Raw genomic sequence first — 25,073 nt, forward strand, 5'->3', positions numbered from 1 at the left:
ATACGCTTCCTTCTGTTTGAAAAGTGTCGCAAATATCTAAAATGCAGTGAGAAGAATATAATTATTACGTTTTGATATGGTTTTACCTAAATAGTTGTATATTTGCATCTCTTTTTAGGGAAAAAGGAAAAACGAGATTTTAACGTATAAAATTACAAAAGAAAGAAGATGAAAGTCGCTATTGTGGGCGCCAGTGGCGCTGTCGGACAAGAGTTCCTAAGAGTTTTGGACGAGCGGAATTTCCCGATCGACGAACTGTTGTTGTTCGGTTCCTCTCGGAGTGCAGGACGTGCTTATCCCTTCAGGGGTAAACAGGTTGTAGTCAAGGAGCTGAAGCACAATGACGATTTCAAGGGCGTGGATATTGCTTTCACCTCGGCCGGTGCCGGTACCTCGAAAGAGTTTGCCGAGACGATTACCCGCTACGGCGCCATCATGATTGACAACTCGAGTGCTTTCCGCATGGACGACGACGTGCCTCTGGTGGTCCCCGAGGTGAATGGCGACGATGCTTTCGTGCGTCCCCGCGGAATTATCGCCAACCCCAACTGCACCACCATACAGATGGTTGTGGCCCTGAATGCCATCGAGGCCCTCTCGCACATCAAGCGGGTGCATGTGGCTACCTATCAGGCTGCCAGCGGTGCCGGTGCATCGGCCATGGCCGAGCTGAAGAAACAGTTCGAGCAACTCGTGGCCGGCGAGCAACCCACGGTCGAGAAATTCTTCTTCCAACTGGCCTACAACCTCATTCCCCAGGTCGATGTCTTTACCGACAACCTCTATACCAAGGAGGAGATGAAGATGTATAACGAGACGCGCAAGATTATGCACTCCGATATAGCCGTGAGCGCAACCTGCGTGCGTGTGCCGGTGATGCGGGCTCACTCCGAAGCCATCTGGGTAGAGACCGAGCGTCCCGTATCGGTGGCCGAGGCCCGCGAGGCTTTTGCCCATGCCCCGGGTGTGGTGCTCGAGGACGATCCCGAGAATCGCGTATACCCCATGCCGCTCTTCAAGGCCGGGTGCGATCCGGTGTATGTAGGCCGTATCCGCAGCGATATATCCAACCCCAACGGGTTGACCTTCTGGACCGTGAGCGACCAGATTAAGAAGGGTGCTGCCCTGAATGCCGTGCAGATTGCCGAGTATCTGCTGGCACACAAGCAATAAACAGGCCCCGTGGTTTTCAAGAAAGGGCTCTGCCCGTATTGAAATTTGTATTGTTTATAAATGACCGACAGCCGCATGGAGTGCTCCGTGCGGCTGTCTTGTTATGGGGTGTCGACGTGAGGTCAGTCGTTGTTGACAAAGGTAGAGGTGAGACTCTCTTTCCCCAGGTAGAAGAGTCGGGCCTTGACAACTTGAGCCTGGCAGTCGAGGGGTTCCTCCCAGCGGGGCGACTCGGCCGTAGGCTCGCTGCCGTCGGTGGTGTAGCGTATCTCGGCTTGCGGGATGGGCGAGTTGGCATAGAGCTTGCCGTCGACAATCTGCACACCGGGTTGGGGGATGCGGAAGTTGACCCCTTCGTGGGCGAGGCGAGGCATTTCGACTGCCGCAATCTTGGCATTGTAGATGGCACGGGCCTCTTCATAAAGAGCCTCTTTGTCGTCGGTCGGGGTGGGCGACCAGTCGGGGGTGGCATTCCAGCCGCGCTCTACGAGGCCGAAAATCTTGGGGAAGATGTAGTATTGCGCCTGTTCGAAACTGCCCAGTGTCTCGGCAAAGAGCTGCGCCTGTATACCCTTGATGCGCGGGCGAGCCCGGGCAGTGAGTTGCACTTTGCCCCGGGCTGCCGTTTTAAGGTTGTTTTTCTCGCCGGCCATATCGGTGCGGTTCGAGCAATAGATGTTGTAAGGCAGCATGTTGAACGAGGCAAATTGGTCGACATAGCCACCCCAGATGAGTCCCGGCTCGTCTTTGTGGGAATTGTAGGCCAAGTCGAGGTAGAAATTGCTGACATTGCAGAGAATCACGCCATATCCGTCATTAGCCACGGTGTAGGGTATTATGTCGCTGCGTCCGGTGGTGCGCCAGCAGTATACACCGTCGAAGCGGGGTGCGATTCGGGCGTTCAGCTCGGGTGAGTGGTTGAGGGCAACCTCCTGCCACCCCGATACTTTTACACCTTTCCCGGCCAGCATGGCCGATACCTGGTCGAGGAAGTGTTCGGCCAGTTGGTGCGGGTCGGTCATACCCTGCTCTTTCATAAACCGCTGGCAAGAGGGCGACCCTTCCCACGAGCCGTGGGGTACTTCGTCGCCACCGATGTGAATAGCGGCCAGCGGTACACCGGCTTCGCGGTACATGGCGATAATCTCGTCGCTCACCTTCTCCATGAAACGGTAGACCGAGGGGAGCGACACGTTCATGATGTTGTCGGTATAGGCTTGGGCCGAAACATATTTCGAGGTGTCGTTCGTTTCGGAGAGCAAATATTCGCGAGCTTTCTCCATATTGCTGTCTTTCAGTTTGTTGTAACGGGTTCGCATGGCAACGATGGCTGCGCGGGCATGACCCGGCGACTCGATTTCGGGGATAACGGTGATGTGGCGTTGGGCGGCATACTTGAGTAGGTCTATGAAATCCTGTCGGGTATAGTAGCCATTGGCCGTGGCGGTGGTATCGGCGGGGTCCCAGCCTCCGTAGTAGTTGGGGTAGAGGCATTGGCTCTCGTCGCGGGTGAATCCCCGGCGCGAACCTACCGAGGTGAGCTCTTCGAGTCCGGGAATCTCGAGCCGCCAGGCTTCGTCGTCGCTGAAGTGGAAGTGGAAGGTGTTGATTTTGTACGAGGCCAGCAGGTCAATCAGCCTGAAGAGGTCGGCCTTGCGGGTGAAGTTGCGGGCGATGTCGAGCATCATGCCGCGGTAGAGCAGGTCGGGGTAGTCGTCGATGGCTACGTTGTCGAGCCGGGCAGGGATGTTCTGCCGCTTCAGCAGCGAGAGCAGGGTCTGCGAGCCGTTGAAGATGGCGTGAGGCGTAGCCCCGCTGACGGTGATGTAGTTGTCGCGGACATCGAGCCGGTAGTGCTCGTCGTTGCGGGCCTGGGTGTTTTTGGCGAAGTGGCAGAGGGCGATGACGGTCTGCCCGTTGTCGGTGACGTGGTAACCTATCTTTTCCAGTTCCTGCACCAGCAGGCGAGCTTCATTGGCAAAACCCTCCTCGACGCTGAGCGAGATGTTCTCGGAGATAACCGACACCCCCGTGCGCGGGGTCACCTCTTTGAGCGAGGGCAGCATGTCGTAGGTTTGCGGAGTGTAGTCGGTCTGGAGCGCTTCGTTCTGGGCATAGCAGGTAGCCCCGTCGGGGTAAGGGGGAGCTACCCGGTCGGGAACGGTCCACTGTGCTTCACGGGTGAAGGGTGCGATGGTGAGGGGTATGGATACCGGCTTGTCGTCGCTCTGCACGAAGAAGGGCGACTTGGGGGTAAATTGGGTTTGGGTGAGGATACCCCTGTTGAGGTAGTGTATGGCGATGGAGTCGCCGGGGGCAAGCGGTTGCCACGAGTCGGCAGGGGTCATCTTGTAGTATCCGGGGTTGACCATCTCGATTGTCACCGGTGAGTTTTCGTAGTTCTTTACCTGGCGGGGCGAGAGTTGGGTGTAGTAGATTTCCCATCCGGTTTCGAGCGGCTTGTCCGAGGAATTGACGAGGGTGAAGGTGCTCCCGTAGAATCCGGGTTCCTCTTGGTTCTCGCCCATCTCCCATTGCAGGGATACGGGGCTTTGCGGCGTCGTCTTGCAGGCGGTCAGCGAGCTTATGGCCAGCGCAGTGAGCAGAAGATGCGATTTTTTCATGTCCATGGTATGTTTAAGTGATGAATGATGATTGTCTGATGCGTGAGGAGACCGAAGCACTACCAGCCCGACGAGGCACCACCGCCGCCGGTGGAGCCTCCACCGAATCCGCCGCCGAAACCGCCTCCACCGAATCCTCCGCCCCGGCCCGAACCGCCGATGATGGTGGCCGCTGCAACGACGGGGATGATGTAGACTTTGCGGTCTATCTTGTGGCAATGGGCACAGATGTAGCGCTTCTCGCCCAGTCCGGTGCTTACGGCGGTAGCCCGGCGCAGGATATGGTCGCCTTCGAGGCTGTAGGCCCGGCTGTGGCAGTAGGGGCACCGCTGGTATTGGGTGAATTGGTTTTCGTAGGGATAGACGAGGGTGTTGCCGCACTGGTCGCAGAGCCACACGTCGTAGTCGACCGAGTTGAGTTGCTCCTCGGTATTCTCCTGCGGGGTGAGGTAGAGGTTGTCCTCCTCTTCGTTCAGCTTGCGCATGGTGCCGCCGCACGATTCACACTTGCGGGGTTTGTTGCGCAGCCGTTTGAGCCGGCGGTTCAACCCACCGTAGAGCAGCCACACGAAGAAGGGGAAGATGAAGCTGCCGACAAGCAGGAAGGGGCGGAAGGCCACCAGCCGCTTGTACTGTTCGTAGGGTCCTTTGCGGGCATAGCGGGCCACTATCCACAGCATGGCGAAGAGCAGGATGTGCGAGACGATGAGCGAGATGGTAATGTAGCCGTTGAATATCTTTCCCCAGTCGATTTCTATCCCCTGAACCTGGGGAGCTGCCGTAATCTCCTCGGCCGCGGCGGGGTCGGTGAGTATGCGGGAGACGGCCGTGATACCGTCGATCATGCCCTGGTCGTAGTTGCCCTCCCTGAAGCGAGGCAGGATGTAGCGCGACTGGATGCGCTTGCAGATGGCATCGGGCAGAACCCCCTCCAGCCCGTAGCCGGTGCGGAAGGTGATGCGCCGCTGGTCGAGCACGAGCAGCACGAGCAGGCCGTTGTCGTTCTTTTTGCCGATGCCCCACTGGGTGAAGAGCTCGGTGGCAAAGAGGTCGGTATCGGCCTGGCCGATCGACTGCAGGGCCACGACGGCCACCTCGCTGGTGGTGGCCTCTTGCAGGCCGAAGAGCGTGCGGTCGAGCGTGTCGACGGTCTCGGGCGAGAGTATCCCGTCGGGGTTGCTTACAAACCGCCGGCCGTCGGTCTGGTGCACGTTGGGCACTTGGGCGGGGGTATATTCGACTGCCCGCAGCAGGGGGACGAAGAGAAGGAGCAGGAGTATCGTGCAGAATCTTTTCATGCGTGTATTCGTGTTTAAAGCGAGGGGAGGCTCATGCCGTTGATTTTGCGATAGAGGTCGAGGGCATAGACGTCGGTCATGCCCGATATGTAGTCGATGACCGCCTGTACCTTGCCGTAGAGCGTGGGGGCGTGCATCTCGTATTGCTCGGGTACCTTGTTGAGCAGCAGGCGCGAATAGGCCTTGTCGGGGAATCGCACGGCATCGAGAAACTTGTCGAGCAGCACCGATATGATGCGGTTACCGGCCAGCTCGATGTCGAGCACGTCGGACGATTTGTAAATCTTTTCCATCGCCGTGGCGGCGCAGTTGCGGTAGGCCTGGCAGGGACGGTCGGAGATGTGGTCGACCAAAGCCCCGGTAAACCGTCCTTCGAGCAACGCCTGCTCTTCGCGGCAGAAGAGGGCCGAGCATTCGTCGATGAGGGTGCCGATGACGCAGGAGCGCAGGTAGACAATCTGCTCGTTGAGGTCGGTCACCACCTTGAGCACGTCGAGAATGTGCTGTTGCCGCTTCGGGTCGAAGAAGTCGAGGAAGAGCCTCTTCACCGTTTCGGTGGTGAGAATCTTCAGCTTGTGGGCATCCTCGATGTCCATAATCTGGTAGCAGATGTCGTCGGCCGCCTCGACCAGATAGACCAGCGGGTGGCGATGGTAACGCTCGCCGCTGTCGCCCTCGGGGAGCATGCCCAGGTCGTTGGCGATGCGCAGGAAATCTTCCTTCTCCGAGGTGAAGAATCCCGACTTGCCCCGCTTGGTCGACTGGATGGACGAGTAGGGATATTTCACAATCGAGGCAAGAGTCGAGTAGGTGAGGGCAAAGCCGCCGGGACGCCGGCCGTGGAACTGGTGGGTGAGCAGGCGGAAGGCGTTGGCATTCCCCTCGAAGTGGGTGAAGTCTTGCCAGTGGTGCTCGTTTTTCAACTCCTGTTTCAGCACCTGCCCGTTCCCCTCGGAGAAGTAGGTGGCAATGGCCCGTTCGCCCGAGTGGCCGAAGGGGGGATTGCCCAGGTCGTGGGCCAGACAAGCCGCCGAGGTGATGGCCCCCAGGTGGTTGAGCTTGTGGCACCAAGGCTCGCCGCTGTATTTCTCGGAGAGCGTAGACGACACGTTGTTGCCCAGCGAGCGCCCTACGCACGAGACTTCGAGGCTGTGGGTGAGCCGGTTGTGCACGAATATGCTGCCCGGCAACGGGAATACCTGAGTCTTGTTCTGCAGGCGACGGAAGGGTGCCGAGAAGACCAGGCGGTCGTAGTCGCGCTGAAAGTCGGTGCGGGTGTGGTGCCGCTCGTCGTGGTATTTCTCCATGCCGAAGCGTTTGGAGGTGATGAGGCGGTCCCAGTGCATTTGGGTGGGGGTATCCTTGGCTTGCATGTTTATGGATTCTTGTCAACAATCTGTGCAAATGTAGTAAAAAAGAGAGATAAAATATTGCGAAGCGGCAAAAAACTCGGCCCCCTTTGGACGGGTATCGCATTAAAATATAAAAAATAGGGTGCTTTATTGATAGGATTTCGTTATTTTCGCAGATTAAAAGAGTGAAAATAAGTATTCTTTATAAACGTATATTCCGATGAAGGTCTCTGTCAAGATAGTCAACAAGTCGCATCACGCGCTACCCTCGTACAGCACGCTGTTTTCGGCCGGTATGGATATTCGCGCCAACCTGTCCGAGCCGGTCACCCTGGCTCCCCTCGAGCGCAAGCTCATCCCCACCGGTCTCTATATCGCCCTGCCCGAGGGGTATGAGGCGCAGATACGGCCGCGCAGCGGGCTGGCGCTGAAGCATGGCATCACCATACCCAACACGCCGGGCACCATCGACGCCGACTATCGGGGCGAGGTGGGCATCATTGTGCTCAACGTATCGGACAAGCCCTTTACCATTGAGGATGGCGAGCGCATCTGCCAGATGGTGGTGAAGGAGTATTGCCGGGTCGAGTGGGACGAGGTCGAGTCGCTCGACGAGACCGAGCGCGGAGCCGGTGGATTCGGTCATACGGGTGTGAAATAAAAAGCCTCTGGACGAAGTTATGATGAGGATGATGAGCATGCGAAAATATGGAACGATAGCGCTGCTGTGCGTAGCGTGGTGTGTTGCCCTGACCGGTTGTGCCCTGCACAGAAGCGGAGCCGGCGAGGGTGAACTCTCGGCCGAAGAGCGCCAGAAGTTCGAATACTTTTACCTCGAGGCCGAGCGGCAGAAGGCTCTCGACCACGACGATGCGGCTTTCGACCTGATGAGCCGGGCCGCCGAAATCGATACCGCCAGTGCGGCTGCCCGTTTCTTTCTGGCTCCCTACTACCTGCGTCTGGGCCTCTACGACCAGGCTCGCGGCGACCTGCGCTATGCCGCCGAGCAACACCCCGAAAACTATTGGTACAACGTGGTTTATGCCAACTTTTCGCAACAGAGCGGACAGCACGACGAGGCGATTCGCATCTGGTCGCGGTTGCTCAAACAGAATCCCGACAAGGGTGAGATAAATTCGGCCCTGGCCGAAGCCTATACCGCCAAGGGCGACCTGAAATCGGCTGTAGCCTGCTACGACAGTCTGGAGTCGTCGATGGGGATAAAGGTCCCCATCACCATCGAGAAGCTGAAGCTCTACGAGCACATGGGCGATATGGATGCGATGGTCTCCGAGGCCGAGAAACTGCAACGCACCTTTCCCCAGAATACCGACTACATGCGGCTGTTGGGCGACATCTACCTCGAGGCGGGGCGCGACTCGTCGGCCCTGGCCATGTATGACCGGGCTCTGGAGGTGGAGCCCGAGAATGGCTACGTCTATCTGTCGAAGGCCGGCTATTACGAGAAGAAGGGCGACTCCATCGCCTACAACAACGAGATACGGAATGCCTTGATAAACCGTCATATCGACGTGGATACGAAGCTGAACATCTTCAGCACCTACATCGTGGACCTGATGAAGAAGAAGCAGGAGCTGAATCGGGTCGATTCGCTCTTTGCCGAGATGCTCGAGCAATATCCGCAGGAGGAGCCGGTGCACCGGCTCTTCGGCATGTACCTGTCGAGCCGCAAGGAGTTTACACGGGCCGAGGAGCAGTATGCCATCGCTACCGACCTGGCCCCCTCCAACCCCGAGAACTGGTTGCAGCTGATCGGGCTGTATCTCTATCAGGAGAAGTATGCCGACGTGATACGGGTGGGCAAGCGGGCCATACAGTATGTGCCCGACCAGAAGGATATTTACATGTATGTGGCGGTAGCCAGCACGCAGACGAAGAGCTATGCCGAGGCGCTCGAGATGCTCGAGACGGGACTCACCTATGTCGACGAGGGCGACAACGGCACGAAGTCGTTCTTCTACGGGCAGATGGGCGATGTCTATCACTCGTCGGGCGACCGCGAGAAGGCCTATGCCATGTACGACCTGGCGCTGTCGTACAACGCCTCGAACATACCGGTGCTCAACAATTACAGCTATTTCCTGGCCGTCGAAGGGCGCGACCTCGACAAGGCCGAACGGATGAGTGCCCAAACGGTGAAAGCCGAACCCGACAACGCCACCTACCTCGATACCTATGCGTGGATATTTTTCAAGAAGGGCGACTACTCGCTGGCCCGTCTCTACATGAAGAATGCCATCGACAAGAGCCCCGAACCCAGTGCCGAACTGTATGAACACTACGGCGACATACTGGCCATGCTGGGCGAGCTGGACGAGGCGGTGACCTATTGGCAAAAGGCCCTCGACCTGGGGAGCGAGTCGGCCGATGTATTGAAAGAGAAAATCGAGCAAAAGAAATATATTGAGAAATGAAACCTATATACGTAGCGGTCTGTATCGCGTTGCTGTCGATGCTGGCAGGCTGTAAAGGGGGAAAAGAGCTGGCCACCCACCAGCCGGTGTCGCGAGAGGTGCGTAACAATTTCGAGACCCTCATGGCATCGTATCCCGAGTGGACCACCTTCTCGGCGAAGGGGTCGGCCGATGTGGGGCTGGGCAAAGGGGGCTCGCTGAGCACGAACACGCAGGTGCGCATGGTGCGCGGTGAGTCGTTGCAGATTTCGGTGCGAGTCTTTTTGGGTATCGAGGTGGCGCGGCTCTACATGACGCGCGACAGCCTCTTTGTCATCGACAAGATGCAGCGCCGGTACGTAGGCGAGTCGCTGGCCTCGATAGGGGCGCGGCTCTCGCAGGAGCTCTCGCTGGCCACGGTTCAGGATGCCCTGCTGGGGCGCATCTTCCTGCTGGGCAGTAGCTCGTCGGCCTGTCACATCGACGACTTCGAGGTCATCGAGTCGGGGTCGTCGCGGTGGTCGTTGCAACCCCGCAGTCAGGATACCCGTTTTGGCTATCGGTTCGACCTGAACGGCACGAAGCTGCTTTCGACGCAGTTGAGTTCGGCCGATGGCAGCAAGTCGATTGTGTGCCACTATGCCGACTTTGTCAAGCAGGGGACGAGCGACAACTTCCCCACCACCATGCAGTTGTCTCTCACGGGGTTGAGTCTGCCGTTGTCGCTCAATTTGGGCTATGACGCCTCGTCGATTGCCTGGAACGGGAAGGTAAGCATCGAGAAGCTCGACTTGTCGAGGTATACGCGAGTTTCGGCTACGCAGTTGTTAAAGGAGTTGTCGATATGAAAAGGTGGTTAGTCTTATGTTGCATCATCGGGTTGGGGGCTTCGACTCTCTTCGCCCAGACCCTCGAGATGGAGAAGCTGCGCCGCAATCGGGAGCAGACGTTGAAGGAGCTGAACGAGACCAACAAAAAGCTCGACAAGACGCTGCGCAGCGCCAAGAGTTCGCTCAACGAGTTGAACAGCATCACGGCCGAAATCAAGCAGCAACGCAATCTGATTGCCAAAATCAACAAGGAGATTGCCGTCATCAACCGCAAGCAGCGGGCGGTCAAGGATACCATCTACCTGCTGCAGAAGGATTTGACGGCCAAGAAGCGCAGCTATGCCAATGCCGTGAAGCGCATGGGGCACCGGCGGTCGGAGTATGACGAACTGATGTTCATTTTCTCGGCCTCGTCGTTGAGCCAGTCGTATCGGCGGGCCCGCTATCTGAAGGAGTATTCGGCCTGGCGCAAGCGGCAGGCCGCCGAAATAGCCGAGCGCAAGCAGCAGCTCGAGGAGTTGCAGAAGGAGCTGGCCAAGAGCATGGCCGAGAAGAATGCCATACTCAAGGAGCGTAGCGCCGAAGCCAATGTGCTGGAGAAGCAGGAGAGCAGCAAGCGCAACCTGATTGCCGGTCTCAAGAAACAGGAGAAACAGCTGAAACGCGAGATAGACCGCAAGCGGAAACAGGCCGAGGCTCTCGACCGCAAGCTCGAACAGCTTATTGCCGAGGAGGAGCGCAAGTCGTCGGACCGCGCCAACAAGGCCGATGGGCAGACCTCGACTGCCAAGCGTTCGACCAAGGGCTACAAGATGACCAAGGAGGAGCTGGCCCTCTCGGGCAGCTTCGAGAAGAACAAGGGCAAACTGCCCTTCCCCCTCTCGGGCAGCTACAAGATTGTGGCCCACTTCGGTCGTCAGCAGCACCCCGAACTGCGCTACGTGCAGACCGAAAACAGCGGTATCGACATCGAGACTACACCGGGTACCAAGGCTCGGGCCGTTTTCAACGGGGTGGTATCGCGCATCTTCGTTACCCCGGGATACAACAGTACCATCATCGTGCGGCACGGTAACTACCTGACCATCTACGCCAACCTGAGCGAGGTCTATGTACGGGCCGGCGAGAAGGTGAAGACCGGGCAGAACCTGGGTAAAATCTATTCCGACTCGCAGGATGGCAACCGCACCATCCTCACCTTCCAGCTCTGGAAAGAGCGTACGAAGCTGAACCCCGAGTCGTGGCTTAATCTGTAAAAACGAAAAAGGTATGGGCATGGAGATACACCGGTATACGGCGGCTTATCACCGCGATTGGAACGATTTTGTCAACGAGTCGTCGAACGGGACCTTCCTGTTTCTGCGGGAGTACATGGAGTATCATGCCGACCGCTTCAGCGACTACTCGCTGCTGGTCTACGACGATAACAGACTGCTGGCCCTGTTGCCGGCCAACCGCCAGGGCGACGTGCTCTACTCGCACGCCGGCCTCACCTATGGCGGGCTCATCATGACCACCCGCAACACTACGGTGCAGGTGCTCGAAATCATGCAGCTCATTGCCGACTTCCTGCGCAAGGAGCGTTTTGTCAAGTGGGTCTACAAATGCGTGCCCCATATCTATCACCGCTATCCGTCGGAGGCCGACCTCTACGCCCTCTTCCGGCTCAATGCCCGGTGGGTGGGATGCAACATCTCGTCGACCGTGCAGCAGGATCGTCCGCTGCGCTTCCGGGCCGACCGCCGCAGCCGCATCAAGAAGGCTGAGCAGGCCGGACTGCAGGTGGTCGAGACGACCGACTTCGCCCCCTTCTGGGCCATTCTGGAGGCCAATCTGCAGGAGCGGTTCCACGTGAAGCCGGTCCACTCGCTGGCCGAAATCGAATTGCTGCACAGCCGTTTCCCCGACCGCATCCGTCACTTGGTGACGATGCGCGGCAACGAGGTGCTGGCCGGCAGTGTCATCTACGACACAGGTATCGTGGCACATGCCCAGTACACCTCGGCTTCGCATGAGGGGAAGAGCTCGGGAGCTCTCGACCTGCTTTATGGGAAAATCATCGGCGAGGTGTTTGCCGACCGCAAGTGGTTCGACTTCGGGCAGTCGACCGAGGATATGGGCCACTACCTCAACGAGGGGCTCATCACCCAGAAGGAGGGGTTCGGATGCCGGGCCGTCGCCTATAACATTTACGAGATAATTTTATAACCAGCCATGAACAGCGGGGAGGACAAAAAGATATACCGCACCATCGTGAAGGCTACCGGCCTTTTCGGGGGGACGCAGGTGTTCACCATCCTCTGTTCGATTATCAAGACCAAACTGGTAGCCATCTGGCTGGGTGCCGAGGGGGTAGGCATCATCGGGTTGTATAGCAACACGGTTGACATGATTTCGGCCCTGACCCGGCTGGGCATCGGCACCAGTTCGGTGCGCGACCTGTCGAGGGCCTTCAAGTCGGGCGACCGTAACCGGTTTGCCAGCCTGGTGAAGGTGGTGCGCCGCTGGGTGTGGTTCACCGGTCTGCTGGGGGCGGTGCTTATGCTCACCTTTGCCCCGGTGCTGAGTCGCTACACCTTTGGCGACTCGCAACACATCTGGGGTTTTGTCTTCCTGTCGTGCACGCTGTTGTTTACCGCACTTACCGAGGGTGAGCGGGCCATCATTCAGGCCTCGAACCGCCTGCGGGTGCTGGCCCGTTGCTCGGTGCTGGGGTCGGTGCTGGCACTGCTGCTGTCGTTGCCGTTGTTCTACTTCTACGGCATCTCGGGTATCGTGCCCGCTATTATCGCCCACACCTTTGCCATCGTTCTGGTGACGGTGCTGTTGGGCCGTCGCATGAAAATCGAGCCGGTTTCGATTGACTGGCGCGAGACTTATCGGCAGGGGCGGGGCATCGCCGCACTGGGCATCTACATGACGGTGAGCGGCTTCATCACCACGCTCTACTCCTATCTGTTCGTGGCCTGGCTCAACAGCCACAGCGGCACCGGCGAGGTGGGGTACTACCAGGCCGGTTACACGCTGGTGATGCAATATGTGGGGCTGGTCTTCACGGCCATGTCGATGGAGTATTACCCCCGGCTTTCGGTCGTTTGCGAAGACCGGGCTCTGCTCTCGGAGCATGTGTCGCGGCAGGTCGAGACCTCGCTGCTGATACTGGTGCCCTTCATCTCGCTCTTTATCGTTTTGCAAACGCTGATTATACATATATTATATACGGCCGATTTCCTGGCAATCGGGGGGTACATCTCGTGGGCGGCCCTGGGCATGCTGTTCCGCGCCTTCTCGTGGAGCGTCAGTTTTGTGCTGCTGGCCAAGGGGGCAGGTCGCCTCTACCTCATTACCGAAGTGCTGGCCGACTCGCTGATGTTCGTTCTCTACCTGTTGGGATATACCCGGTGGGGACTGGCCGGGGTGGGGGTAGCCTATCTGCTGGCCTATCTCTGTTCGGGGACGGGCATCTATCTGCTGTGCCGTATCAAGTACGGGTTGCGCGTGCCCCTGCGGGTATTCGGGCTGTTGGGGCTGAGTGTGGCCGGGTGTGCCGTCGTGCTGCTTTTGTGGCAGGGCGGTCAGGTGATCGGTGCCTGGGTAGCCACGGCGATGTGGGTGCTTCTGGCCGGCTGGCAGTTGAAACGGAGGCTGTTGTAGGTGCCATGCAATAAAGCGGGGCGAACAGGCGTTTTTCAAGTAAGAAGATAGTATTTCGAGGAGGGTATGAAAGCATGAAGATATTGTTGGCAGGCGATTACAGCAATTACCACCGGGCCCTGTCGCTGGCGTTGCGGCGCATGGGGCACGAAGTGACGGTGGCCTCCGACGGGTCGCGTTGGATGAATACGGCCCGCGACATCGACACCTCGCGTCCGTTCAGGAACAAGGTGGGCGGGCTGTTGTTGTGGGTCAAACTGAATACCCTGCTGCGGTCGCGGTTGGAGGGGTATGACATCGTACAAATCAATTCCCCCGGATTCGCCTCCTTGCAGCCTTGCCGGCTACGCCAGCTCTTCGACCGCCTGCTTGCCAGGAACGGGGCGGTTTATCTCACCGCCATGGGCACCGATACCTACTACATCGACTTTTGTCTGTCGGGCGCGTTGCGGTATACCGAGTGGCAGATAGGCGACCGGCCCTCGCCGCTTGCCTTGGCCCAGCCCGACGAGCTCCGGCGCTGGCAAGCTCCGGCACTGACCGACTATACCCGCTATGTGTATGAGCATGTGTGGGGGGTGGTGAGTGCCCTGTATGAATACAACGAGTCGTGCCGCCGGGTGGTCGACCCCTCACGGTTGGCCTATGCCGGCATCCCCATCGATACCGATTCGTTCACGATGGCCCACGGCGACGAGATTCCCTCGCGGGTAAAGCTCTTTCTGGGGGTACACCGCGACCGCATGGTCGAGAAGGGTACCGACCGCATGTGGGCTGCCGCCCGAAGGGTGGCCGAGCGTCACCCCGACAAGTGCGAACTGGTCTTTGTCGAGAACCGTCCCTATCGCGAATATGTAGAGCTGATGCGGTCGTCGCATGTGGTGCTCGACCAGCTGTACAGCTACACGCCGGCTACTAACGCGCTGCTGGCGATGGCCCAGGGGCTGGTGGTGGTGAGCGGGGCCGAGCCCGAATATTACGATTTTATCGGGGAGAAGGAGAACCACCCGATTGTCAATGCCATCCCCGACGACGAAAAGCTGGAGGCACAGCTCGAGGAGCTGGTGCTTCACCCCGAGCGTCTGCCCGAGCAGGCGCGTCGCAGCCGCGAGTTTGTGGTGAAACACAATCGCGACGAGGTGGTAGCCCGGCGTTTTCTCGACTTTTGGGCCCGATGCCGATAGGGATGTTCTCCAACAAGTTTCTTAAAAATGTTTCTTGATCCACTCTTTCCCTCGCGAGAGGAGCAGCAGCGTGCCGTCGGTCCACGGCCGCCTTTTCCAGCGTAAAGCGATTTTCATCAATTGGAATATCAGCGGCAGCCGGGTAGCTGTCGTCACCATGTCGTAGTCGCAGCGGTAGACCTCCTCGATGAAGGCCCACCGTTCGTCGGCGGGGTAGTGCCCCTCGGCCGAGTAGAGGGCGTAAATCGACTGGTAGATGAGGTGCGCCCGCTCCTCCAGCAGGTAGCGGTCGTACTCCCGGTTGTCGATACCGAGCCGGGCAATGAGCTCTTGCCGCAGAGCGTAGGCCTCGCGGGCGTAGGCCGACAGTGCCTTGTAGGGGAGCAGCCGGTGGGTGAGCGATGCCGCCGTGGGGCGGTGAATATAGAGGTAGTCGGTGTGGGCGATTTGGGCTATCGAGTGGCAGTGCTTCACAAATTCCAGTACAAACAGGTGGTCTTCGCCATAGGAGTAGCGAGGGTCGAAACGAAGGTGGTGCTGCTCGATAATCTCACGTCTGAACAGTTTGTTGCAGGGCCCTTTGGTGGTGTCGTGTATCTCGGCATCGGCAAAGAGGAGGCCCCGTTCGCAGTCGGTCCGGGCCGAGCGGGTGCGGTCGAACCCGTGCGACTCTGTTCGTCCCGACGGCTCATGGAGCAGCGTTATGCCTGCGATGACCAGGTCGGCTGGAGTCGAGAGCAGGTGGGAGAGATAGGTGGGGGTCACACGGTCGTCGGCATCGACAAAGGCGATGTATTCGCCCCGGGCCTCGGTCAGTCCCCGGTTGCGGGCCGCCGATACCCCGGCGTTGCGCTGGTGAAGGGCCACGATGCGGGGCTCTCGGGCCGCATATCGGTCGATGAGGGCTGCCGAGCCGTCGGTCGAGCCGTCGTCGATAACCAGAATTTCGAACGACGGGTAGTCCTGGTGCAGCACGCTGTCGAGGCAGGCCGGCAGAAACTGCTCGGCATTGTAGACCGGTATGATGACAGAGATAAGCGGATTCATAAGCCTGTGGGTCCGTGGATATCACGCGGTACGGGCCCGAGACAAAAGTAACGATTTTTTTCAGAAAAACGAACTATCGACCGGAGGGCGTGTGCCGGGAACAGGCTTATTGGTAGTCACTCTTTTCCTTCGTCTTGGCGGCAAGTAGTCAGCCGTCACTCGATGCCCGTCTTGTTCTGCCGGCGGTAAGCCATGGGCGAAATCTGTTTCTGTTTCTTGAAAAACTTGCAGAAGGAGGCCTGGTCCGAGAAGTGAAGCCGCTCGGCAATCTGCCCGATGGAGATGCGGTCGTCTTCGAGCAAGGTCATGGCCTGGTGCGTAATTTCGTCGCAGATGACGGCATGAGGCGTTTTCCCCACCATTTCGCGCGCCACCCGGGTGAGGTGTTTGGTCGAGATGCAGAGAGCGTTGGCATAGAACTCGATGTGGTGCTCCTCGGCAAAATGTTTCGAGACAAGCGTCATGAAGTTGAGGGTGATAAAGTCGCGCTTGCTCACATAGGGCGGCATGTCGTTGGGGTTCTCCTGGTGCGAGAGCATGCAGTTGCCCAGCTCGAGGCTGAAGCTCTTGAAGTAGACACTGGCCAGTTCGCGGCGGTAGTAGTGCGAGGGGTTGGCGATAGTCTCTTTCAAAAGGTTGAGCTGAAGTTCGAGCCGGTCGATTTCGCTCGGCGAGAAGTGCCAGATGCGTATGTTGGGGTGCTCGAGCGAGTAGTGCAGGGGGCCGGGGCGCAGATTCTTGAGCGATTCGCTGGCAAACTCGAACGAGATGAAGAGGCACCATCCCCGCAGGTCGGACGAGGTCGAGTCGATGCGGGCCGTGGTGGTCTCCATGATGTCGAAATAGGAGTGGGCTCCAAGTTCGTAGGGGCGGTCGTTGAGGGTCAGGCTCATACTTCCCTGGCAGAGCATCATAAACATGCGGTTGCCCGTGATGGTGAGACCTTCCAATTTGTAAAACTGTTCGGGAGAAACAAGCAAAATCAGATTCCCTATCCGGCAACTCTCCGGGAAGAGGGAGGATAACTCTTTTTGAGTCATGGTGCGATTGATATATACGATATTAAATCGTTACAAAAATAGGGCAAAATGTCTCTAAATTACAATTCTATACGTCAAATAGACATACGATTTCCTAATAAATTCTAATGGGGTGCTATTTGGACAAATCCTTGCGCCGATTGTCTAAGCAGTAGCCGGACAACACCATCTATTTTTACACCGGGAAATAACAAAATTAACTAAAAAATGAAGGTAAAAAGATTTTTAGTATGGGGTTTGTGCTGTGCCGGCATGTTGGCGGGATGTCAGCAAAAGGCCGGCATGCAGAGTAGCGGCGATACTTATCCGCTACTGACGGTAAAGCCGGAAGACCGACAACTCTCGGTGAAATACTCGGCTGTGATAGAAGGAAAACAAGATGTGGAGGTGCGCCCGCAGGTATCGGGCACCATCACCCGGGTGCTGGTCGAGGAGGGTGCCCATGTGCGCAAGAGCGAGGTGCTCTTTGTTATCGACCAGGTGCCCTATAAAGCCGCTTTGCAGAAGGCGGTCGCCGCAGTGGCTACGGCCGAGGCCAACGAGGCTACGGCCAAACAGACTCTGGAAGGGAAGAAGCTGCTCTTTGCCGACCGGGTGATTTCGGACTTTGAACTGCATACGGCCCAGAACGAGTACAAGAGTGCACAGGCTGCCTTGCAGCAGGCACAGGCCGAACTGACCGATGCGCAGAACAACCTCTCGTATACCGAGGTGAAGAGCCCGGTCGACGGCTATGCCGGCATGACCTCGTTTCGTATCGGGGCACTGGTGAGCTCGTCGATGACCGAGCCGCTCATCCGGGTATCGGACAATTCGCAGATGTATGTCTATTTCTCCCTCACCGAGAAACAGGTGCTCGCGCTCACGGCGCAATACGGGTCGCTCGACAAGGCCCTCGCCTCTTTCCCCGAGGTGTCGCTCGAGCTGAACGACGGCTCCGTGTACGGGACCAAGGGTCGGGTCGATGTCATCAGCGGCATGATCGACAAGACCACCGGCACGATGAGCCTGCGGGCCGTATTCGACAACAAGGACAAACGGCTGTTGAGCGGCGGGTCGGCCAATGTAATCGTGCCCTACGATCGCAAGCAGTGTATCGTCATACCGCAGGGAGGAACCTACGAGATACAGAACCGTGTGTTTGCCTACAAGGTGGTCGACGGGAAAGCGGTATCGACTCCCATCGAGGTATTTGAGATAAACGACGGCACCGAGTATATCGTGGAGAGCGGTTTGCAATCGGGCGACGTGATTGTATCGGAGGGTGCGGGCCTGTTGAAAGAGGGTACCGTAGTCGACCCTGCGGTCGCCGCACAAGAGGTTAAAGAGGAGGATTGACCATGAAGTTGCAATATTTCATAGACCGGCCCATCTTGTCGATGGTGATTTCGGTCGTCATCCTCGTAGCAGGATTGATCGGGCTCTTTGCCCTGTCGGTGGAGCAATACCCCGACATCGCCCCGCCTACCATACGGGTATCGACCACCTATAGCGGCGCCAATGCCGAGGCGGTGCAGAAGAGTGTAATCGTGCCGCTCGAAGAGGCTATCAACGGCGTGGAGAACATGACCTACATGACCTCGACCGCCAGCAACACGGGCAGTGCCGAGATTACGGTCTACTTCAAACAGGGGAGCGACCCCGACATGGCGGCCGTGAACGTGCAGAACAAGGTCTCTACCGCCACCTCGCTGCTGCCGGCCGAGGTGACCAAGGTGGGCGTAACCACCATGAAGCGGCAGAGCAGCATGCTGAAGATTTTCGGCCTCTACAGTCCCAACGGTACCTACGACGAAGCGTTTCTCACCAACTACCTGAGCATCAATATCAAGCCGCAGATACAACGTATCTCGGGCGTAGGCGAGGTGAATGTGATGGGTGGCGACTATGCCATGCGTATCTGGCTGAAGCCCGACGTGATGGCCCAGTATGAGCTGGAGCCGAGCGACGTGGAGGCGGCCCTCGCGAGCCAGAACATCGAGGCCTCGACGGGTGCTATCGGCGAAGATTCGAAGAATGTCTATCAGTATACCCTCAAATACCGCGGACGTCTCGAGAAGGAGCAGGAGTTCGAGGAGATTGTCATCAAGGCCTTCGACGACGGCCGGGTGCTGCGGTTGAAAGATATTGCCACGGTCGAGCTGGGCTCGCAGAGCTACTCCTACACCGGCCGGATGAACGGTGCGCCGGGTACGACCTGTATGATTAACCAGACGGCCGGAACGAATGCCAACGAAATCATCACCAACATCGACCAGTTGCTCGACGAACTGCAGGAGAACCTGCCCGAGGATATGGAGATTGTGGAGCTGATGAGTACTAAGAACTTCCTCGACGCCTCGATCAACGAGGTAATCAAGACGCTGCTCGAGGCCATCGTGCTGGTGGTACTGGTGGTTTACGTGTTCCTGCAGAACCCGCGGTCGACGCTTATCCCTACCGTCAGCATCTTCGTGTCGCTTATCGGTACCTTTGCCGTGCTCTATCTGGCCGGGTTCAGCATCAACCTGCTCACCCTCTTTGCCCTGGTGCTGGCCATCGGTACGATAGTCGACGATGCCATCATCGTAGTCGAGGCGGTGCAGGTGAAGTTCGACGAGGGGTATCGCTCGCCCTACAAGGCCTCGATCGATGCCATGAGCGGTATCTCGTCGGCCATCGTCACCTCTACGCTGGTGTTCATGGCGGTGTTTGTGCCGGTGTCGTTCATGGGGGGTACCTCGGGCGTGTTCTACACCCAGTTCGGTATCACCATGGCGGTAGCCGTGGGTATCTCGGCCATCAACGCCCTCACCCTGTCGCCGGCACTCTGTGCGCTGCTGTTGCGGCCCAACGAGATTCTGGTCGACGGGAAGAAGCCCGAGTTCTCGACCCGGTTCCGGCTGGCCTTCGATGCGATATTCAAACGCCTCGTGTTCAAGTATAAGGAGGGAGCCAAGTTCTTTATCAAGCACAAGTGGCTGGTGTGGACCTCGTTTGCCGCCTCGGTGGGGCTGCTGCTCTATCTGATGGCAACGACCAAGACCAGTCTGGTGCCCTCGGAAGATACCGGCTCCATCTTCGTGAGCCTCGATACCCCTGCCGGCAGCACGCTGGCCGAGACGGCGAGCATCATGGAGTCGCTGTTGAAGGTGGGCGAGGAGACCGAGAATGCTGTCACCCAGGCGCGGGCCAACCTGTATGAACTGGAGGCTACCCACAACGACCTGCTGCGGCAGCAGCGCGAGGCCGAGAATGCCCTTTGTACCGTGCTGGGGGTGACGCCCCGGAGCATCGAGCGGGGGCAGTTGGCCGGGCAGCAGTTCCCCGAGATTTTCAACGTGGGGGTACCGTTGCGGTTGCTCTCGAAACGGCCCGATGTGCGTGAAGCCGAGATGACCTTGGCCAGAGCCTACTACACGACCAACCAGGCCCGCTCGGCCTTCTATCCCAACCTCACCCTCACGGGCAGTGCGGGGTGGACCAATGCGCTGGGACAGGTGGTGACCAATCCCGGCGGATGGATTCTCTCGGCCGTGGCCTCGCTGACCCAGCCGATTTTCAACCGGGGAAAACTGATTTCGAACCTGCGGGTATCGAAAGACGAGGAGCAGATTGCCTTGCTCAACTACAAGCAGACGCTGCTCGATGCCGGGCAGGAGGTGAGCGACGCGCTCTATGCCGTCGAGTCGGCCCAGCGCAATCTGGAGATTCACCGGAAACAGTGCCGCGAACTGGAGCGCACGGTCGAAACTTCGGAAGCTCTCTACAAAACGGGCAATGCCACTTACCTCGAACTGCTCACGGCCCAACAGTCGTTGCTGAATGCCCGGCTGAACCTGGTGTCGGACAGTTTCACCCACTGTCAGTCCATCATCACCCTCTACAACGCCTTGGGGGGTGGCAGCAACTGACGGTGACAGACCCGCAGAGGGTTGAGGGGGAGCCTGTTTGAGTGCCCCCGCTTTCGATAGAGCTGTTTTAGTGATGATTGATAAAAAGGTGGTGCAGCGACAAACCGAGACTTGTGCTCTCGTTTGCCGCTGCACTTGTTTTATCGGGAGGTCGCACGCAGGAGCGAGGCCGTCACTTGTTTTTTTCGGTGAGGTATTTCCAGTATCGCACGGGCATGTCTTTCCGCTGTTTCCGGGGATTGAGCCGGTCGCGTATGCAGACGGCCTTGAAGTAGGTGCGCCACAGCTCCTGGAACAGTTTTTCGTCGTCGGCCATGAGCGACTCGTCCAGCTTGCCGGTGACGAAGTGGGGCAGGCTCTCGTCGAAGGTCACCTGGGTGACCTCGTGCTGGTCGTAGTAATAGCCGTAGTGGCGCCTCTTGTCGTAGAGGACAAAGGGTTGGTCGGCAAAGCGGTCCTTGAAGTGGGCTATGGCCAGCGGCAAGACGTTGTATTGCGGCTCCATGATGCCGAAGTAGGTGCCGTCGGCCGCCTTCTGGAAGCGGATGAACTGCATCATGCGCAGACGCTCGTACAGCACCTTGCGGAAGGTGTTGGTGACAAACAGAATGTCGTCGTCGGCCAGGTTGTTCTCGAGGCTTACGGGGCTGTCGATATTCTTGCAGATGTAGCGAAACAGGTGCAGGTCCAGTTCGGGCAGCTCCGAGAGGTAGCTTACGGTGAGGCACGAGAGAGCATCCTTCGACAGCTTCTTCTCGAGCGCCTTCCACACCCGGCCCGCCTTCGCTTCGTCGGTGATGACCGGGTGCACCTCGTCGTAGAAGAGGGGGAGCGGCTCGTCGGTGCCCTGAATCGCCTGCGGGAACGAACGGCGGGCGTAGGCGTCGAACACGACGGTGAGCATGCCGTCGAACGTGCGGTCGTATTGAAAGATAATCAGAGACACGGCGGAGTATCGTTAATCGTGGAACAGGGGTAGTTGCAACTGGTGGTCGTCTCGCCGCTTCGAGGTCGACGGGGTGAGCAGTCGCCTTACGTTCTCGGGGCGGAGTTCGTTGACGGTAGGTGACATCAGCTCGCCGCAGGTGATGAAGTATTTGGCTTTCTTCATCACTACCCCCATCTTCTTCAGATGCGAGCTGTTGATGCGATTGAAGCGGCGGGAGTTGACGATGAGGGTGGCCGATTTCACCCCGATGCCGGGAACCCGGAGGATGAGTTCGTAGGGAGCCTTGTTGATGTCGACCGGGAAGACTTCGGGGTGGCGCAAGGCCCACGCCAGCTTGGGGTCAATCTCGAGGTCGAGGTCGGGGTTGGCATCGTCGACAATCTCGTCGACCTTGAACTGGTAGAAGCGCAAGAGCCAGTCGGCCTGGTAGAGTCGGTTTTCGCGTACCAGAGGGGGCTGCTTCAGCATGGGGAGCCGGGTGTCGTAGGTGTTGACATGGATATAGCCCGAGTAGTAGACCCGTCGCATGGTGGGGCGGGCGTAGAGGGCCGACGACAGTCGCAGAATGTCGCGGTCGTGGTCGGGGGTAGCCCCCACAATCATCTGCGTGCTCTGCCCGGCCGGGACGAAACGAGGGGCGTGCCTGAAGAGTTTGCGCTCCTCTTTCGAGGCGAGGGTCTGTTGCTGGATGTAGGCCATGGGCTCGTAGACGCTTTTGAAATCTTTTTCGGGAGCCAGCAGTTTCAGTGAGCATTCGTTGGGAATCTCGATGTTCACGCTCATGCGGTCGGCATACTTGCCGGCCTCGTTCACCAGTTCGCGGCTGGCTCCGGGAATGCTTTTCAAGTGGATGTAGCCGTTGAACCGGTGGATGGTGCGCAAGTCTTTCACGACGGCTACCAGACGCTCCATGGTGTAGTCGGGGTTACGCACCACGCCCGAGCTGAGGAACAGTCCCTCGATGTAGTTGCGCCGGTAAAATTCGATGGTGAGCTCCACCAGCTCCCGCACCGAAAAGGTGGCCCGCGGAATATCGTTGCTCCGTCGGTTGATGCAGTAGGCACAGTCGTACATGCACGAGTTGGTGAGCATCGTTTTCAGCAGCGAGATGCAACGACCGTCGTCGGCAAAACTGTGGCATATACCTATCCCGCCCACCGTATTGCCCAACCCTCCCCGGGTGTTGGACCGTACGGTGCCGCTCGACGAACACGATACATCGTATTTTGCCGATTCGGTGAGTATCTTCAGTTTCTTCAGCGTCTCTTCGGTCATGGCGGCAGATGAGTATAAGTTGGTTACATCGTTATGAATCAATGGGGTGACGGTGGTTTTTTAAAAAGAATAAGCCAAACGGCATCGCCCCGATTGCTGCAACTTTCCCGGAGGATAAAGTTACACCGTTTTTGCCGTATCGGCGACAATTTTAAGAAAAGAATTTATAATTGGGATGGGGAAAAATTTCTTTTTCTATCTTTGCCAAAGAGAGAATGCAGCTCGAGATGGTCGAAGTTGAAAACGCAGTTTTCCTTTGCCTCTGCGCTCACCTTTCGCTATTTTTGAAAACGATGAAACCGACAAGCATAGCCATAGTAGTGCCCGTCTACAATCGGGAGAAGGAGTTGGTGCGGACGTTTGCCTCGATTGTGGCGCAGACCTACCGGCCCCTGCATGTCGTGCTGGTCGACAACGGGTCGATCGACGGGTCGCTGGCGCTGTGCCGGGAGCTGAAAGCCCGTTACGAGAGCGACAACTTCGAAGTGACGGTGACCCAGGAGGCGAAGCGGGGCCCTTCGGCTGCCCGCAACCGGGGGTTGTCGTGCGTGCGGGAGGAGTTTGTCTCGTTCTTCGATAGTGACGATACCTACGTGCCCGAGGCTATTGCCCGGTATATGCAGGCTTTCGACAGCCATCCGCAGGTCGACATCGTGGGGTGTACGGTCGAGATGGTGCCCGAGGCAGGTAGTCCCTATCGGGCCAAGGCGGTCTTTTCCAATCGGGTGGAGCCCCATCTGTTTCATTGCACGCTGGGTACACAGCGTTATGCGGTGCGCACGGCATTGGTGCGGGCCGTAGGCGGATGGCGCGAGGAGTATATGCGTTGGGAAGATTGGGAGCTGGGGCTGCGTCTGTTGCTCGCTACTGACCGGGTGGTGTGGATCGAGCGGCCGCCGCTGGTCCATGTCTATCTGCATGCCGACAGCATTACCGGCTATCGCTATGCCCCCAACAGTGACGATATTTTGCAGGCTATTGCCCATGCCCATGCCGATGTGGAGCAGAGCAACCATCCCGACAAGCGTCGTCTGCACCGGCTCTTGCTCTACAAGCAGATGGTGGTGGCCGGTCTGTGTCGTCGCGAGAAGAGCCCGCGAGGGCCCGAAATTTATCACTGGACCCTCGACCAGGTTCGCGACGACAGCACCTTGCGGTGGTTTCTGCCGCTGGTCTATCGTTATGTGTCGTGGGGAGGGCGCGGTTCGGCTATTCTGGCCGAACGGCTGTTACACTGATTTTTTTTCGAATTGCAGGTTGTCGAGCAGACAAGTGTAGAGCTCGATGGCTTCGCGTATCTCGTCGAGGTGGATATACTCGTCGGCCGTGTGGGAGCGCGACGATTCGCCCGGTCCTATCTTGACCGAAGGGAAGGGCATGAGCGCCTGGTCCGAGAGGGTAGGCGACCCGAAGGGTTCGCGTCCGGTGAGTACGCACCGTCGCACGAAGGGGTGTCGTGGCGATATGGACGACGAGTTGAGCCGCAGCGAGCGGGGGGTGAAGGTCACGTCGGGGAAGTTCTCGCGCAGGATTTCGACCGCCTGGGCGTTGGTGTAGCAATCGGTAGTGCGCAGGTCGATGACGAAGTTGCAGCGGTCGGGCACCACGTTGTGCTGCGTGCCGGCCTCTATCTGGGTGACGGTGAGTTTCGTCCGTCCCAGCCACTCCGAGACGAGGGGGAACTCGAATCGCCGCAGTCGTTCGATAGCCTCGGTGGCTTTGTAGAGGGCGTTGATTCCCTCTTCGCGGGCAGCGTGTCCCGACCGCCCGTGCGTGGCACAGTCGAGCACCAGCAGCCCCTTTTCGCAGATGGCCGGTTGCATGGCCGTAGGTTCGCCCACGATGGCCAGATCGACAGGGGGCAGCTCCTGCAAGGCCCGGGCGATGCCGTTTGCTCCCGAAACCTCCTCTTCGGCCGAAGCCAGGAAAATCAGGTTGTAGGGTTGCTCGCTGTCGGCCAGGAACAGGAAGGCGGCGAGCAGCGATACCAGACTGGCTCCGGCGTCGTTGCTGCCCAGACCGTAGAGGCGACCTTCCTCTTCGGCAGGTTCAAAAGGGTTGCGGCTCCAACTGGCCACCGGTTTCACGGTGTCGATGTGCGAGTTGAGCAGGAGGGTCGGTTTCGCCGGGTCGTACTCCCCGGCCAGGGTCCATACGTTGTTGCCGATGCGGTGCGGGGTGAATCGGTTTTTTTCGAGTGTTTCGCACAGGAGTTGGGCTGCCTGTCCCTCCTCCCGGCTGACCGAAGGGGTAGCAATGAGCCGGTGCAGCAGGTCGGTGGCTATGTAGTAGAGTTCGTCTTTCGAATACATGGTGGTTACGAGTTTATGCAAAAGTAGT

18 protein-coding genes and 1 pseudogene are annotated in these 25,073 nt (G+C 58.3%); 11 read left to right on the forward strand and 8 right to left on the reverse strand.

Annotated elements, in window-relative coordinates; translation table 11 throughout:
- The first annotated feature begins 168 nt into the window (after positions 1 to 168).
- Complete coding sequence (locus B5F38_RS03790; RefSeq protein WP_087407995.1) at positions 169 to 1,173, forward strand: aspartate-semialdehyde dehydrogenase; 1,005 nt, start codon at positions 169 to 171, stop codon at positions 1,171 to 1,173.
- 122 nt (positions 1,174 to 1,295) lie between these two features.
- Here the strand turns inward: B5F38_RS03790 and B5F38_RS03795 are convergent, their stop codons facing one another.
- From B5F38_RS03795 to dgt, 3 genes are read right to left on the reverse strand one after another with little or no spacing between them, the layout of a single operon-like run.
- Positions 1,296 to 3,797: a family 20 glycosylhydrolase gene (locus B5F38_RS03795; RefSeq protein ID WP_087408045.1), complete on the reverse strand. Its 2,502-nt coding sequence runs from the start codon at positions 3,795 to 3,797 to the stop codon at positions 1,296 to 1,298.
- A gap of 59 nt (positions 3,798 to 3,856) precedes the next feature.
- The gene (locus B5F38_RS03800) at positions 3,857 to 5,095 is read right to left on the reverse strand and encodes a TPM domain-containing protein (protein ID WP_087407996.1); all 1,239 of its coding nucleotides are present in this window, start codon (positions 5,093 to 5,095) and stop codon (positions 3,857 to 3,859) included.
- A gap of 14 nt (positions 5,096 to 5,109) precedes the next feature.
- Entirely contained in the window at positions 5,110 to 6,441 is a 1,332-nt protein-coding gene (gene dgt / locus B5F38_RS03805; RefSeq protein ID WP_087408046.1) for a dGTP triphosphohydrolase, read from the reverse strand.
- A gap of 226 nt (positions 6,442 to 6,667) precedes the next feature.
- On the opposite strand from dgt, the gene dut reads away from it, so the two are divergent.
- The 7 genes from dut to B5F38_RS03840 all read left to right on the forward strand — a co-directional run bounded on the left by dut (position 6,668) and on the right by B5F38_RS03840 (position 14,529).
- Entirely contained in the window at positions 6,668 to 7,108 is a 441-nt protein-coding gene (gene dut, locus B5F38_RS03810; RefSeq protein WP_087407997.1) for a dUTP diphosphatase, read from the forward strand.
- Positions 7,109 to 7,127: 19 nt separating this feature from the next.
- The gene (locus B5F38_RS03815; RefSeq protein ID WP_087407998.1) at positions 7,128 to 8,882 is read left to right on the forward strand and encodes a tetratricopeptide repeat protein; all 1,755 of its coding nucleotides are present in this window, start codon (positions 7,128 to 7,130) and stop codon (positions 8,880 to 8,882) included.
- The gene (locus B5F38_RS03820; protein WP_087407999.1) at positions 8,879 to 9,709 is read left to right on the forward strand and encodes a DUF4292 domain-containing protein; all 831 of its coding nucleotides are present in this window, start codon (positions 8,879 to 8,881) and stop codon (positions 9,707 to 9,709) included. The genes B5F38_RS03815 and B5F38_RS03820 overlap by 4 nt, the downstream gene beginning before the upstream one ends.
- The gene (locus tag B5F38_RS03825) at positions 9,706 to 10,947 is read left to right on the forward strand and encodes a peptidoglycan DD-metalloendopeptidase family protein (RefSeq protein WP_087408000.1); all 1,242 of its coding nucleotides are present in this window, start codon (positions 9,706 to 9,708) and stop codon (positions 10,945 to 10,947) included. The genes B5F38_RS03820 and B5F38_RS03825 overlap by 4 nt, the downstream gene beginning before the upstream one ends.
- A 19-nt stretch (positions 10,948 to 10,966) precedes the next feature.
- On the forward strand, positions 10,967 to 11,899 hold the full coding sequence (locus B5F38_RS03830) for a GNAT family N-acetyltransferase (protein WP_087408047.1): 933 nt from the start codon (positions 10,967 to 10,969) through the stop codon (positions 11,897 to 11,899).
- Between the two features lie 6 nt (positions 11,900 to 11,905).
- The gene (locus tag B5F38_RS03835) at positions 11,906 to 13,345 is read left to right on the forward strand and encodes an oligosaccharide flippase family protein (protein ID WP_087408001.1); all 1,440 of its coding nucleotides are present in this window, start codon (positions 11,906 to 11,908) and stop codon (positions 13,343 to 13,345) included.
- Between the two features lie 74 nt (positions 13,346 to 13,419).
- Positions 13,420 to 14,529 (forward strand): hypothetical protein, encoded by a 1,110-nt coding sequence (locus tag B5F38_RS03840; protein ID WP_087408002.1) that lies wholly within the window; start codon positions 13,420 to 13,422, stop codon positions 14,527 to 14,529.
- Positions 14,530 to 14,550: 21 nt separating this feature from the next.
- Here the strand turns inward: B5F38_RS03840 and B5F38_RS03845 are convergent, their stop codons facing one another.
- Positions 14,551 to 15,576 (reverse strand): glycosyltransferase, encoded by a 1,026-nt coding sequence (locus B5F38_RS03845; protein ID WP_087408003.1) that lies wholly within the window; start codon positions 15,574 to 15,576, stop codon positions 14,551 to 14,553.
- A gap of 155 nt (positions 15,577 to 15,731) precedes the next feature.
- Positions 15,732 to 16,616, reverse strand: a complete 885-nt coding sequence (locus B5F38_RS03850) for an AraC family transcriptional regulator (RefSeq protein ID WP_087408004.1) — start codon at positions 16,614 to 16,616, stop codon at positions 15,732 to 15,734.
- A 207-nt stretch (positions 16,617 to 16,823) separates the two neighbouring features.
- Between B5F38_RS03850 and B5F38_RS03855 the strand changes: the two genes are divergently transcribed.
- Both B5F38_RS03855 and B5F38_RS03860 read left to right on the forward strand, forming a co-directional pair.
- A complete protein-coding gene (locus B5F38_RS03855) occupies positions 16,824 to 17,954 on the forward strand; it encodes an efflux RND transporter periplasmic adaptor subunit (protein WP_087408005.1) in 1,131 nt (376 codons plus the stop codon).
- Positions 17,955 to 17,956: 2 nt separating this feature from the next.
- Positions 17,957 to 20,431: pseudogene (locus B5F38_RS03860) on the forward strand (efflux RND transporter permease subunit); the annotation flags it as partial.
- A gap of 250 nt (positions 20,432 to 20,681) precedes the next feature.
- Here the strand turns inward: B5F38_RS03860 and B5F38_RS03865 are convergent.
- Both B5F38_RS03865 and B5F38_RS03870 read right to left on the reverse strand, forming a co-directional pair.
- The gene (locus tag B5F38_RS03865; RefSeq protein WP_087408048.1) at positions 20,682 to 21,449 is read right to left on the reverse strand and encodes a TIGR03915 family putative DNA repair protein; all 768 of its coding nucleotides are present in this window, start codon (positions 21,447 to 21,449) and stop codon (positions 20,682 to 20,684) included.
- Positions 21,450 to 21,467: 18 nt separating this feature from the next.
- On the reverse strand, positions 21,468 to 22,733 hold the full coding sequence (locus tag B5F38_RS03870) for a putative DNA modification/repair radical SAM protein (protein ID WP_087408049.1): 1,266 nt from the start codon (positions 22,731 to 22,733) through the stop codon (positions 21,468 to 21,470).
- A gap of 293 nt (positions 22,734 to 23,026) precedes the next feature.
- Between B5F38_RS03870 and B5F38_RS03875 the strand changes: the two genes are divergently transcribed.
- On the forward strand, positions 23,027 to 23,971 hold the full coding sequence (locus tag B5F38_RS03875) for a glycosyltransferase family A protein (protein ID WP_158096838.1): 945 nt from the start codon (positions 23,027 to 23,029) through the stop codon (positions 23,969 to 23,971).
- Here B5F38_RS03875 and B5F38_RS03880 read toward each other — a convergent pair.
- Positions 23,963 to 25,045 carry a M20 family metallo-hydrolase gene (locus B5F38_RS03880; protein WP_087408007.1) on the reverse strand — a complete coding sequence of 361 codons (1,083 nt, stop codon included), beginning with the start codon at positions 25,043 to 25,045 and terminating at the stop codon, positions 23,963 to 23,965. The two genes, B5F38_RS03875 and B5F38_RS03880, sit on opposite strands and share 9 nt — an antisense overlap.
- Between the last annotated feature and the right edge of the window lie 28 nt (positions 25,046 to 25,073).

The organism is Barnesiella sp. An22, assembly GCF_002159975.1.
Taxonomy (GTDB): domain Bacteria; phylum Bacteroidota; class Bacteroidia; order Bacteroidales; family Barnesiellaceae; genus Barnesiella; species Barnesiella merdigallinarum.

Coding starts and splice junctions, on each gene's coding strand:
- B5F38_RS03790 (WP_087407995.1), top strand. CDS start 169: ATGAAAGTCGCTATTGTGGGCGCCAGTGGCGCTGTCGGACAAGAGTTC.
- B5F38_RS03795 (WP_087408045.1), bottom strand. CDS start 3,797: ATGAAAAAATCGCATCTTCTGCTCACTGCGCTGGCCATAAGCTCGCTG.
- B5F38_RS03800 (WP_087407996.1), bottom strand. CDS start 5,095: ATGAAAAGATTCTGCACGATACTCCTGCTCCTTCTCTTCGTCCCCCTG.
- dgt (WP_087408046.1), bottom strand. CDS start 6,441: ATGCACTGGGACCGCCTCATCACCTCCAAACGCTTCGGCATGGAGAAA.
- dut (WP_087407997.1), top strand. CDS start 6,668: ATGAAGGTCTCTGTCAAGATAGTCAACAAGTCGCATCACGCGCTACCC.
- B5F38_RS03815 (WP_087407998.1), top strand. CDS start 7,128: ATGATGAGGATGATGAGCATGCGAAAATATGGAACGATAGCGCTGCTG.
- B5F38_RS03820 (WP_087407999.1), top strand. CDS start 8,879: ATGAAACCTATATACGTAGCGGTCTGTATCGCGTTGCTGTCGATGCTG.
- B5F38_RS03825 (WP_087408000.1), top strand. CDS start 9,706: ATGAAAAGGTGGTTAGTCTTATGTTGCATCATCGGGTTGGGGGCTTCG.
- B5F38_RS03830 (WP_087408047.1), top strand. CDS start 10,967: ATGGAGATACACCGGTATACGGCGGCTTATCACCGCGATTGGAACGAT.
- B5F38_RS03835 (WP_087408001.1), top strand. CDS start 11,906: ATGAACAGCGGGGAGGACAAAAAGATATACCGCACCATCGTGAAGGCT.
- B5F38_RS03840 (WP_087408002.1), top strand. CDS start 13,420: ATGAAGATATTGTTGGCAGGCGATTACAGCAATTACCACCGGGCCCTG.
- B5F38_RS03845 (WP_087408003.1), bottom strand. CDS start 15,576: ATGAATCCGCTTATCTCTGTCATCATACCGGTCTACAATGCCGAGCAG.
- B5F38_RS03850 (WP_087408004.1), bottom strand. CDS start 16,616: ATGACTCAAAAAGAGTTATCCTCCCTCTTCCCGGAGAGTTGCCGGATA.
- B5F38_RS03855 (WP_087408005.1), top strand. CDS start 16,824: ATGAAGGTAAAAAGATTTTTAGTATGGGGTTTGTGCTGTGCCGGCATG.
- B5F38_RS03870 (WP_087408049.1), bottom strand. CDS start 22,733: ATGACCGAAGAGACGCTGAAGAAACTGAAGATACTCACCGAATCGGCA.
- B5F38_RS03875 (WP_158096838.1), top strand. CDS start 23,027: ATGAAACCGACAAGCATAGCCATAGTAGTGCCCGTCTACAATCGGGAG.
- B5F38_RS03880 (WP_087408007.1), bottom strand. CDS start 25,045: ATGTATTCGAAAGACGAACTCTACTACATAGCCACCGACCTGCTGCAC.